General features: G+C 42.1%; 8 protein-coding genes, 1 tRNA gene and 1 pseudogene. All 10 read right to left on the reverse strand.

Annotation, left to right across the window (positions count from 1 at the left end; translation table 11 throughout):
• Window positions 1–167 precede the first annotated feature (167 nt).
• On the reverse strand, window positions 168–4361 hold the full coding sequence (gene rpoC, locus ASF86_RS14725) for a DNA-directed RNA polymerase subunit beta' (RefSeq protein ID WP_017391399.1): 4194 nt from the start codon (window positions 4359–4361) through the stop codon (window positions 168–170).
• Between the two features lie 86 nt (window positions 4362–4447).
• A complete protein-coding gene (rpoB, locus tag ASF86_RS14730) occupies window positions 4448–8536 on the reverse strand; it encodes a DNA-directed RNA polymerase subunit beta (protein WP_005037255.1) in 4089 nt (1362 codons plus the stop codon).
• A gap of 305 nt (window positions 8537–8841) precedes the next feature.
• A complete protein-coding gene (rplL, locus tag ASF86_RS14735) occupies window positions 8842–9207 on the reverse strand; it encodes a 50S ribosomal protein L7/L12 (protein ID WP_005037257.1) in 366 nt (121 codons plus the stop codon).
• 48 nt (window positions 9208–9255) lie between these two features.
• Window positions 9256–9762 carry a 50S ribosomal protein L10 gene (rplJ, locus tag ASF86_RS14740; protein WP_005037259.1) on the reverse strand — a complete coding sequence of 169 codons (507 nt, stop codon included), beginning with the start codon at window positions 9760–9762 and terminating at the stop codon, window positions 9256–9258.
• A gap of 315 nt (window positions 9763–10077) precedes the next feature.
• Window positions 10078–10773: a 50S ribosomal protein L1 gene (rplA, locus tag ASF86_RS14745; protein ID WP_003654501.1), complete on the reverse strand. Its 696-nt coding sequence runs from the start codon at window positions 10771–10773 to the stop codon at window positions 10078–10080.
• Window positions 10774–10776: 3 nt separating this feature from the next.
• Window positions 10777–11205, reverse strand: coding sequence for a 50S ribosomal protein L11 (rplK, locus tag ASF86_RS14750; protein WP_005037262.1), 429 nt, complete (start codon window positions 11203–11205; stop codon window positions 10777–10779).
• Window positions 11206–11313: 108 nt separating this feature from the next.
• Window positions 11314–11847, reverse strand: a complete 534-nt coding sequence (gene nusG, locus ASF86_RS14755) for a transcription termination/antitermination protein NusG (protein ID WP_003654499.1) — start codon at window positions 11845–11847, stop codon at window positions 11314–11316.
• Between the two features lie 7 nt (window positions 11848–11854).
• Window positions 11855–12295 carry a preprotein translocase subunit SecE gene (secE, locus tag ASF86_RS14760; RefSeq protein WP_005037265.1) on the reverse strand — a complete coding sequence of 147 codons (441 nt, stop codon included), beginning with the start codon at window positions 12293–12295 and terminating at the stop codon, window positions 11855–11857.
• A 75-nt stretch (window positions 12296–12370) separates the two neighbouring features.
• A tRNA-Trp gene (locus ASF86_RS14765) sits at window positions 12371–12446 on the reverse strand.
• Window positions 12447–12506: 60 nt separating this feature from the next.
• A pseudogene (locus ASF86_RS19375) lies at window positions 12507–12644 on the reverse strand (elongation factor Tu); the annotation flags it as partial.

Raw genomic sequence — 12644 nt, forward strand, 5'->3', positions numbered from 1 at the left:
ATTTACTCCAGTCTTCATCAGCATGTAGCCTAATATGTTTTTGTGGAGGGTTTATCCCCCTTAAGTAATAAAATAATGGCTCTTCAATATGTTTTTGTAATTACCACTTTTAATTGTTAAAAATAAAAAAGGCACCCTTAGGTGCCTTTTTTAATGCCAGTCTAAACTTAGAATTGTTCTGAGTTTAATGCTTGGCTGAATGCTTGGTCTACTTCGCTGAAGTCATTGTGAAGCTCATGTTCAGCAGCTTCTGCTTCTTGACGACGACGTTCTAGGTGGTATGCAAGACCAGTACCAGCTGGAATCAAGCGACCTACTACAACGTTTTCTTTCAAGCCACGTAAATCATCTTCTTTACCTGTTACAGCCGCTTCAGTTAACACACGAGTTGTTTCCTGGAACGATGCAGCAGAGATGAACGAGTCAGTAGAAAGCGATGCTTTAGTGATACCCATCAATAGACGTTCGAACTTCGCAGGGAATTTGTTCTGAGCCAAGACAGCTTGGTTCTCTTGAACAACGCGGATGTAATCCACTTGCTCGCCCTTGATGAAGCTTGTATCGCCACCATCGGTGATATCAACTTTACGCAACATTTGACGTACGATAACTTCAATATGTTTGTCGTTGATTTTTACACCTTGGAGACGGTATACGTCTTGAACTTCGTTCACGATGTAGTTAGTTAATGCAACTTCACCTTTCAAACGTAAGATGTCATGCGGGTTTTGTGGACCGTCAGAAACAGTTTCACCACGGTTCACATGCTCGCCTTCGAACACGTTGATTTGACGCCATTTTGGAATCAACTCTTCGTAGATCTCAGAACCATCATCAGGGCTAATTACCAGACGGTTTTTACCCTTAGTCTCTTTACCGAAGCTTACAACACCTGAAACTTCAGCAAGAATTGCATGTTCTTTCGGCTTACGTGCTTCGAACAAGTCAGCTACACGCGGAAGACCACCGGTAATATCACGAGTACGTGATGTTTCTTGTGGTACACGACCAATAACGTCACCCACACCAATCGTTTCGCCATCGCGAACAGTTACGATTGTGTTTTGTGGCAAGAAGTAGAATTGTTCGCCGCCATCTGTTGTATCCAACACGATTGCAGGACGTAAATCTTTACCAGAAGCAGGACGAGCTGTTACAGGCAAGATTTCAACGGTAGTCATACCAGTTGCATCATCAGTTTTTGATGTTGCAGTTACACCATCAGCGATTTGGCTGAAACGTGCCTTACCAGCAACTTCTGTAACAAGTGGATGCGTATGCGGATCCCAAGTCGCCACAATACCGCCAGCTTCTACAGATTCACCATCTTTCAACAAGATGCTTGCACCGTAAGGAAGTTTATAGCGCTCGCGTTCACGACCTAAATCATCGGCAATACCAATTTCACCTGAACGAGAAACTGAAACCAAGTGACCTTTTGCATGTTGTACAGTTTTCACGTTATGGAAACGTACAGTACCTTTGTTACGTACTTGAACACTGTTTGCAGCAGAAGTTCGGCTCGCAGCACCACCAACGTGGAACGTACGCATCGTTAACTGTGTACCTGGTTCACCAATAGACTGTGCTGCCATTACACCTACTGATTCACCTGGGTTAACCAAGTGACCACGTGCAAGGTCACGGCCATAACATCTAGCACATACACCAAAAGCAGATTCACAAGCAATTACTGAACGTACTTTGACTTCATCCACACCCGCTTCTTCAAGATGAGCTGCGATTTTTTCGTCAATTAACGTACCACGAGGTAATACAACTTCATCATCAGACGCACGACGTACATCTTCAGCAGTTACACGACCTAATACACGGTCACGTAATGGCTCGATAACATCGCCACCTTGAATGAATGGAGTCATCACTAGACCACCCGCTGTACCACAGTCAGGCTCAGTAATTACCAAATCTTGTGCTACGTCTACAAGACGACGTGTCAAGTAACCAGAGTTCGCAGTTTTTAATGCTGTATCGGCCAAACCTTTACGCGCACCGTGTGTTGAAATGAAGTACTGAAGTACTGTCAAACCTTCACGGAAGTTCGCTTTAATCGGCGTTTCGATAATCGAACCGTCTGGTTTTGCCATCAAGCCACGCATACCAGCAAGCTGACGAATCTGTGCCGCACTACCACGGGCACCAGAGTCAGACATCATATAGATGCTGTTGAATGATTTTTGCTTCTCGTCTTCACCTTGTTTGTTTTTCACAACGGTATAAGACAAGTTATCCATCATTGCTTTAGCAACTTGGTCGTTTGTACGCGCCCAGATATCGACAACTTTGTTATAACGCTCACCAGCAGTTACGAAACCTTGTTCGAACTGTTGTTCGATTTCACGAACTTCTGTTTCTGCTTTATCAATAATTGTGTGCTTAGTAGGTGGAATTAACATGTCTTCCATACCTACAGATACACCTGAACGAGTCGCTTGACGGAAGCCCAAGTACATTAATTGGTCAGCAAAGATAACTGTATCTTTCAAACCAAGTTTACGGTAACAAGAGTTGATTAACTTTGAGATATTCTTTTTAGTCATCTCAAGGTTGATCATGTCAAAGCTTAAGCCTTGTGGAACAACTTCCCAAAGCAAACAGCGACCTGGTGTTGTCTCAACAATAATAGTGCCGTGTTCACGTTCACCATCTTCATTGATAACAGTTTGATGCACACGTACTTTAACACGAGCATGAATCGCAACCTGACCAGTTGCAAGTGCACGGTTTACTTCGTGAGTATCAGCAAACACCATGCCTTCGCCTTTAGCATTTACTGCATCACGTGTGATGTAGTAAAGACCCAAGACAACGTCCTGAGAAGGAACGATGATCGGCTCACCATTTGCTGGTGACAAGATGTTGTTTGTTGACATCATCAATGCACGAGCTTCTAACTGTGCTTCAAGTGTCAATGGAACGTGTACCGCCATTTGGTCACCATCGAAGTCGGCGTTAAACGCAGCACAAACGAGTGGGTGAAGACGGATTGCCTTACCTTCAATAAGAATAGGTTCAAATGCTTGAAGACCTAAACGGTGAAGTGTTGGCGCACGGTTCAACATTACTGGATGTTGACGAATTACAGAAGCAAGAACGTCCCAAACTTCTGGAGTCTCACGCTCAACCATTTTCTTCGCAGCTTTAATGGTTGTTGCCTGACCTGAAGCTTGTAGTTTCGCGAAAATGAATGGCTTGAATAATTCAAGTGCCATTTTCTTCGGAAGACCACATTGGTGAAGGCGTAAAGTAGGACCTACAGTAATTACCGAACGACCAGAATAGTCAACACGCTTACCAAGTAAGTTCTGACGGAAACGACCTTGTTTACCTTTGATCATATCTGCCAAAGATTTTAATGGACGTTTGTTAGAACCCGTAATTGCACGACCACGACGACCGTTATCAAGCAATGCATCTACAGACTCTTGTAACATACGTTTTTCGTTACGTACGATAATGTCTGGTGCCGCAAGATCAAGAAGACGCTTCAAACGGTTGTTACGGTTAATGACACGACGATATAAATCGTTCAAGTCAGAAGTCGCGAAACGACCACCTTCAAGTGGAACTAATGGACGTAAATCAGGTGGAAGTACCGGAAGTACATTCATCACCATCCATTCTGGCTTATTGTTTGAATCGTTGAATGCTTCCATCAATTTCAAGCGTTTAGACGCTTTTTTCAACTTCGTTTCAGAAGTTGTTTGAGGAATTTCTTCACGTAAACGTGCGATTTCAGCTTCAAGATCGATATCTTTTAATAAGTCCTGAATCGCTTCTGCACCCATTTTCGCAGTGAATTCATCACCGTGCTCTTCAAGTGCATTGAAGTATTCTTCGTCTGTTAAAAGTTGATACTTTTCAAACGGAGTCATACCTGGGTCAGTTACAACGTATGATTCGAAATACAATACACGTTCGATATCACGAAGCGTCATATCAAGTAATAAACCGATACGAGATGGTAACGATTTTAAGAACCAGATATGTGCAACTGGAGACGCGAGTTCAATGTGCCCCATACGTTCACGACGAACTTTCGCTGTAGTTACTTCAACGCCACATTTTTCACAAATGACGCCTTTGTATTTCATACGCTTGTATTTACCACACAAGCATTCGTAATCTTTTACTGGACCAAAAATTTTGGCACAGAACAAACCGTCACGTTCTGGTTTGAAAGTACGGTAGTTAATTGTCTCAGGTTTTTTAACTTCACCATGAGACCATGACTTAATCATTTCTGGTGACGCAAGACCAATACGGATACGGTCAAACTCAATTGGTGCATGACCATCTGAGTCCGTTTTCTTACGCATGATATCGAGCAAGTCTTTCAATTTTTTTCTCCGTGTGTCGGGAAGCAACGCTTACCCGACTGGGTCACAAATATTGTTTTTTCCTAAAAAATCGTGAGTCTTACGACTTAGTCACCATTTTTCAGTTCAATGTTGATACCTAAAGAACGGATCTCTTTGGTCAATACGTTGAACGATTCAGGCATACCCGGATCCATATAATGGTTACCATCTACAATATTCTTATAGATGCGTGTACGACCTTCAACGTCATCCGACTTAACAGTTAACATCTCTTGAAGTGTATATGCTGCGCCGTAAGCTTCGAGTGCCCAGACCTCCATCTCACCGAAACGCTGACCACCGAACTGTGCTTTACCACCAAGCGGTTGCTGTGTAACAAGTGAGTAAGAACCAGTTGAACGCGCATGCATTTTGTCATCAACCAAGTGGTTCAATTTGAGCATGTACATGTAACCTACAGTTACAGGACGATCAAACTGTTCACCCGTACGACCATCAAACAATACTGTTTGACCTGTACGCGAAATATCAGCTAATTCAAGTAAGTCTTTAATTTGGCTTTCTTCAGCACCATCAAATACAGGAGTAGCTAAAGGCACACCAGCACGTAAGTTGCCTGAAAGTGCTAAGACTTCAGCATCAGTTAAGCTATCAAGATCTTCTTGCTCGCCGCCGACTTTGTTATAAATCTTGTCTAAGAATTCGCGAAGTTCTAAAACTGTACGCTGTTCTTTCAACATTTTTTCGATTTTATCACCAAGCCCTTTAGCTGCCATACCCAAGTGAGTCTCAAGAATCTGACCCACGTTCATACGAGATGGTACACCCAATGGGTTCAATACGATATCTACCGGTACACCGTTAGCATCGTGTGGCATGTCTTCAACAGGTAAAATGTTAGATACAACACCTTTGTTACCGTGACGACCAGCCATTTTATCACCAGGCTGAATACGACGTTTAACTGCTAGGTAAACTTTAACAACTTTCAGAACACCAGTTGTTAACTCATCACCAGTCGAAAGCTTACGTTTCTTCTCTGCAAACTTCTCATCAATTTCTGCGCTCTTCTCTTTCAAGAACACTTGAATTTGAGATAAACGTTCAGCAATTGCTTCGTCTGTAGGTTGGATTTCAAGTAAATCAACAAGTTCTAAACCAGACAACATATCTTCAACGAGCTTGTCGCCACGTTTAGTCGAACCACCACCGTTAGACTCTTGGCCGTTAAGCAAACGAATTACACGCTCACGAGCTGCTTCTTCAAAGATCTTGTATTCTTCTTTCAAGTCTTTACGGTAAGCGTCAAGCTGTGCTTTTTCAATTGCCATCGCACGGTCATCTTTCTCTAAGCCATCACGCGTGAAGACTTGAACATCGATAACTGTACCTTTAGTACCAGATGGAACACGTAAAGATGAGTCTTTAACGTCAGCTGCTTTCTCACCAAAGATTGCACGAAGCAATTTTTCTTCAGGAGTTAACTGAGTTTCACCTTTAGGCGTTACTTTACCAACAAGGATGTCACCAGCAGTAACTTCCGCACCGATATAAACGATACCCGATTCATCAAGTTTAGAAAGTGCAGCTTCACCTACGTTAGGAATATCGGCAGTAATTTCTTCTGCACCTAACTTAGTATCACGCGCTACACATGATAATTCTTGAATATGAATAGAAGTTAAACGGTCTTCTTGAAGTACACGCTCAGATAATAAGATCGAGTCTTCGTAGTTGTAACCATTCCACGTCATGAACGCTACACGCATGTTTTGACCAAGCGCAAGCTCACCCATATCTGTTGACGGACCGTCTGCCAGAATGTCACCGCGAGCAACTTTGTCGCCCAAATTCACGATAATATTTTGGTTGATACAAGTGTTTTGGTTAGAACGTGTATATTTAATGAGGTTGTAAATATCTACACCAGCCTCACCTGCAATCATTTCATCTTCGTTTACACGAATAACGATACGAGAAGCATCTACATATTCAATCGCACCACCACGGTTTGCGATCACACATACGCCTGAGTCACGTGCAACGTTCGCTTCCATACCTGTACCTACAAGCGGTTTATCCGCACGTAGAGTAGGAACCGCCTGACGTTGCATGTTTGAACCCATCAATGCACGGTTCGCATCATCGTGTTCAAGGAATGGAATAAGTGATGCAGCTACAGATACAACCTGCTGTGCAGATACATCCATATGCGTCACTTTTTCAGGTGGCATACGTACAAAGTCACCTTGGTGACGAACAGAAACAAAATCTTCTGTTAAGTTACCATCTTTATCTATCGCAGAATCGGCCTGTGCAATAACAGTACCTACTTCTTCAATAGCAGAAAGGTATTCAACAGCATCAGTTACTCGGCCATCTACCACTTTACGGTAAGGTGTTTCCAAGAAACCAAAATCATTTGCTTTTGCATAAACAGAAAGCGAGTTGATCAAACCAATGTTTGGACCTTCCGGCGTTTCAATTGGACATACACGACCATAGTGAGTTTGATGTACGTCACGTACTTCAAAGCCCGCACGTTCACGCGTTAAACCACCAGGCCCAAGCGCTGAAACACGACGTTTATGTGTAATCTCAGATAATGGGTTGTTTTGATCCATAAACTGAGACAATTGGCTTGAACCAAAGAATTCTTTGATCGCAGCTGCAACTGGTTTTGCGTTAATGAGATCTTGCGGAGATAAATTATCTGTTTCTGCTTGGCTTAAACGCTCTTTAACAGCACGTTCAACACGAACCAAACCAACACGGAATTGGTTTTCAGTCATTTCACCAACAGAACGTACACGACGGTTACCTAAGTGATCGATGTCATCGACTTCACCTTTACCGTTACGGATCTCAACTAATGTACGTAATACATCGATGATATCTTCGTGCGATAAAATACCTTCTACTTCACGTGACTTCTGGTCAGTACCAACTTCGTATGGGCGCCCCAAACGACGGTTGAATTTCATACGACCTACTGGAGATAAGTCATAACGTTCAGAAGAGAAGAATAAGTTATTAAATAAGTTTTCAGCAGCTTCTTTTGTTGGTGGCTCGCCTGGACGCATTACTTTATAGATTTCAACTAATGCTTCTTCACGACCAGATGTTGTGTCAGCACGTAATGAGTCAGCAACAAATGAACCACGGTCAATATCGTTCGTAAACAAGATATTGAACTGTTTAACACCGCCTTCTGCCAGTTTCACCATAACTTCATGGCTTAACAATGTATTTGCAGGAATCACATCACCATTACGTAAAGTAATATCTTCGGCAGTGATACGCTCATACAAGTACTCATCAGGAACTGATAGCTTAGCTAAACCAGAAGCTTCCATTTGACGTACGTGACGTGCATTAATACGTTTACCTTGCTCAACAATGATTTTGCCATCATTGTCTGCAATATCAAATTGCGCCATTTCGCCACGCAGGCGATCTGGAACGAGGTCAATTTGATAGCTACCCATATCAAGATATACAGGTACTTTTTCATAGAACAAATTCAAAATTTGTTCATTGTTATAACCCAATGCACGCAACACAACAGTTGCTAATAATTTACGACGACGGTCAATACGTACATAAACTAAATCTTTTGCATCAAATTCGAAATCTAACCATGAACCACGGTAAGGAATAATACGTGCAGAATAAAGTACTTTACCACTTGAATGTGTTTTGCCTTTATCGTGATCAAAGAACACACCAGGTGAACGGTGTAATTGAGATACGATTACACGCTCAGTACCATTGATCACAAAGGTACCATTGTCTGTCATGAGTGGCATTTCACCCATGTAGACTTCTTGTTCACGTACGTCTTTAATAGATTTAGTTTCGCGATCTTTAATAATCAAACGAATTTTTACGCGCATTGGTGCTGCATAAGTCGAACCACGTAAAATACATTCACGCACATCAAACTCAGGCTTACCAAGGCTATACTCAACAAATTCTAAAGCAGCATTGCCAGAATAACTTTCTATAGGGAAAACTGAACGAAATGCGGCTTGGAGACCGATATCTTCGCGGTTTTTTGGAGATTTGCCACCTTGCAAGAACGTTCTATACGAATCGACCTGGATCGAAAGTAAGTACGGTGCTTCCATTACTTGGGGCAATTTACCAAAATTCTTACGGATCCGTTTCTTTTCGGTATATGAGTATGCCATCTGGAGTCCTCGGAAAGTAAACCAAGCCCGCCTGCAGAACGGGCTCAGAAGGAATTACACAGGCCGATATGGCCACCACTGTTTACAAATGCTGCAATTTTTAGTGGTATTAAAACGCTTAACAATATTTTTTAAAAAGAAAAATATTGGTAAACATTTGAAATTACTCTGATTATTCTAAAACACGACAATTATTGTACAGAACAAACAAAAATCGAGCCGATTATTGTAACGCAAAAAGGCTGATGACCCAAGAGCCATCAGCCATTTTATGGAGCCGATTTAAAAACCGACTCCTTTTACAATTACTTAAGTGTAACTGTAGCACCAGCTTCTTCAAGTTTCTTCTTAAGTTCTTCGCCTTCTTCTTTAGAAACGCCTTCTTTAAGAACTTGAGGAGCACCTTCAACTAGGTCTTTAGCTTCTTTAAGACCAAGGCCAGTTGCTTCACGAACTGCTTTAATTACAGCTACTTTGTTAGCACCAAAAGAAGTCAACTCAACGTTGAATTCAGATTGTTCTTCAGCAGCAGCAGCAGCAGGAGCAGCAGCTACAGCTACAGCAGCAGCAGATACGTTGAATTTTTCTTCAAAAGCAGAAATAAGTTCAACAAGTTCAAGAACAGTTTTTTCAGCAACTGCGTTTAGGATTTCTTCGTTTGTTAAAGCCATGAGATTAACTCCAAATGGGTATTGAATGGTGTGGAAGTAGATTTAAGCTTAAGCAGCTTCTGACTCGTTTTTCTCTTGAAGCGCTGTAAGTAAGCGACCCAATTTCGAAATAGGAGCTTGAAGAACAGATGCGAGCATAGTAAGCGCTTTTTCTTGGTTTGGAAGGTTTGCGATAACGCTAACTTCAGCACCTTGATAAAGTTTGCCGTCAAATGCAGCAGCTTTTAATTCAAATGCTTTGTTAGTTTTAGCAAATTCTTCAAACAAGCGTGCAGCTGCACCCATATCGTCTTCAGAAGTTGAGAATGCTAAGATTGTTGGGCCAACAAGGTTGTCATTCAAGATTGCAAATTGCGTATCTTGAAGAGCACGTTTAGCCAAAGTATTACGTACAACACGTGTAGCAACACCTAGTTTACGAGCTTCAACACGAAGAGCAGTTAATTGCTCAACAGTTAAACCTTGATAGTCAGCAACAACGGCAGCGAACGCTGTAGAAGCAGTTTGAGCCACTTCAGCAACGATCTGTTTTTTGCTTTCAATAAGAAGAGCCATTGTAAAACCTCCTAACGGTGATTTATGTACTCAAAAAAGTACACTCCCAATTCGCAAGTCAACAAAGATTTGACTTACACGCGGAGGAGGAATAAATCACACCACCGCGTCTACGCAGGCTGGGCTATTAAGAAGATATTCAAAAGAAGTCTCTTCGCCTGTGGTCTTTGACGCTGATAAATTTACATTTATCAATTCAAAGTCCGCCTGATGAGTGAGGAAACAAAGCATTACTTTGAATGAGTATAAAAAATCTATGATTTTTTATACTCTGCCCTCAATCAGGACTTTAAAATTCTTGACTAAGTTTTAAACTTAGTTAGAAACGTTGCTTACATCAACAGTAAGACCAGGACCCATAGTTGAGCTCAAAGTGATCTTTTTGATGTACACACCTTTAGAAGTTGCAGGTTTTAACTTTTTCAAGTCAGCAACTAAGGTTTCAACGTTTTGACGGATAGCAGCAGCATCAAAGCCTAACTGACCGATCGCAGCATGGATAATACCCGCTTTGTCTACACGGTAACGAGCCTGACCAGATTTAGCGTTTTTAACAGCATTCGCTACATCAGGAGTTACAGTACCAACTTTAGGGTTTGGCATTAAACCACGTGGACCAAGGATTGTACCGAGCTTACCAACAACACGCATAGCATCAGGAGCAGCGATTACAACATCAAAGTTAAGGTTTCCACCTTGGATGCTTTCAGCAAGGTCATCAAAACCTACGATGTCTGCACCAGCTTCTTTAGCAGCTTCTGCTTGCGCGCCTTGAGCAAATACCGCTACACGTACAGTTTTACCAGTACCAGCAGGTAATGTAGTCGCACCACGAACAACCTGATCAGATTTACGCGGGTCTACACCAAGGTTTACAGCTACATCTAAAGATTCTTTGAACTTCGCAGCAGGTAAGCTGTTAAGAACTTGAACCGCTTCTTCCAAAGTGTAAACTTTGTTTGCTTCAACAGCAGCAGCAATGGCTTTTTGACGTTTAGTTAACTTTGCCATGTCTTATAGCTCCACTTCCAAGCCCATAGAACGTGCAGAACCAGCGATGGTACGTACACGTGCGTCTAAATCAGCACCAGTTAAATCTGGTTCTTTAGTAGTCGCAATTTCTTCTAACTGAGCACGAGTCAACTTACCAACTTTAGTTTTGTTTGGTACAGGTGAACCTTTTTGGATACCAGCAGCTTTCTTAAGAAGAATAGAAGCTGGTGGAGTTTTCATGATGAATGTGAACGACTTGTCGTTGTACACAGTAATCACTACAGGAATTGGAAGACCTGGTTCAACTTTTTGTGTAGCAGCATTGAATTCTTTACAGAATGCCATGATGTTTACACCACGTTGACCTAATGCAGGACCAATTGGTGGAGATGGATTTGCTTTACCAGCTGGAACTTGCAGCTTGATATAGCCGTCAATCTTCTTAGCCATTTTAAATACCTCTGGGTACAAACGCCGCTAGGCTCCCCAATGTTTACGCTACACTTTTATTACAACAACAATGCCCGATAAAATCGGGCGTTTTTCAACCAATTAAGATTAAATCGTTTTTTCGACTTGTCGAAATTCGAGTTCAACCTGAGTTGGTCGATTAAATACGTTAATCGTCAACGTTAAACGTGACTTCTCGTATTGAACTTCTTCCACCACACCTTTAAAGTCTGTGAATGGACCGTCAATAACAAGTAATTCTTCACCTGGTTCAAACATCGTCTTAGGACGTGGTGCTTCACCAGTATTACGTACACGCGCAAGAATCGCATCTGCTTCACGCTGAGTGATTGGTGCTGGTTTTTCAGGTGTACCACCGATAAAACCTAGAACCTTTGGACATTCTTTAACGATATGCCAAGTATCATCATTCATTTCCATTTCAACTAACACATAGCCAGGAAAGAATTTGCGCTCAGATTTACGTTTCTTACCATCCTTCATTTCTACCACTTCTTCGGTAGGAACAAGGACATCACCAAAGCTATCAGCAACAGCGCTACGCTGGATTCGTTCTGTAAGTGAACGTAACACTTGTTTTTCATAGCCAGAGTAGGCATGAATAATGTACCAACGTTTCATAGCTCTTTTACCCGATAATCAACTTAATTAACCAACCCAAACCATAGTCAAAACACCATAAAACCAATGATGCAACAACTACAACCAATAGAACCTGCCACGATGTAGTGACTGTTTCTTGTTTTGTTGGCCAAGTTACTCGACGCAATTCGACTCGTGCATCTTTTAGCAAACGAACGAAGCCTTTACCTTGATGGGTGGCGTATAATAAACCTAAAGCCACAACGATACAAGCAAAAATTGCCCCAACACGCACCCAAATATTGTTTGCAGGTGCCCAATGCGCTGGTAAATACTGATTCGCCATAACAGCTAAAATCAATAATGCAATCGCAATCACCCATAGAACAATATCTAGAGGCGAACCAGAACGAACAACTTCAGCAGAATTATTTCTTTGAGGAATTGGCGCGTCGCTCAATGCGTCACGCGATTTATCATTCGACATTTTTGTACTCGTCGTAGAACTCGCGACTTATTATATGAACAACTAAGCCAGCATCAAGCTTTTTATTTGAAAATATGGCAGGCCAGGAGGGACTCGAACCCCCAACATTCGGTTTTGGAGACCGACGCTCTACCAATTGAACTACTGACCTATAATGCAAGTTGAGAGCCAAAGCCCTCAACCTGAGACGTAATCCGTCACTATATTATGCTTATGCAGTTACTTTCGCAACAACACCAGCACCTACAGTACGACCACCTTCACGGATCGCAAAACGTAGACCTGGGTCCATTGCGATTGGGTGGATTAATTCTACTGACATTTCAACGTTGTCGCCTGGCATAACCAT

Source organism: Acinetobacter sp. Leaf130, from assembly GCF_001423205.1.
GTDB classification, from domain to species: domain Bacteria; phylum Pseudomonadota; class Gammaproteobacteria; order Pseudomonadales; family Moraxellaceae; genus Acinetobacter; species Acinetobacter calcoaceticus.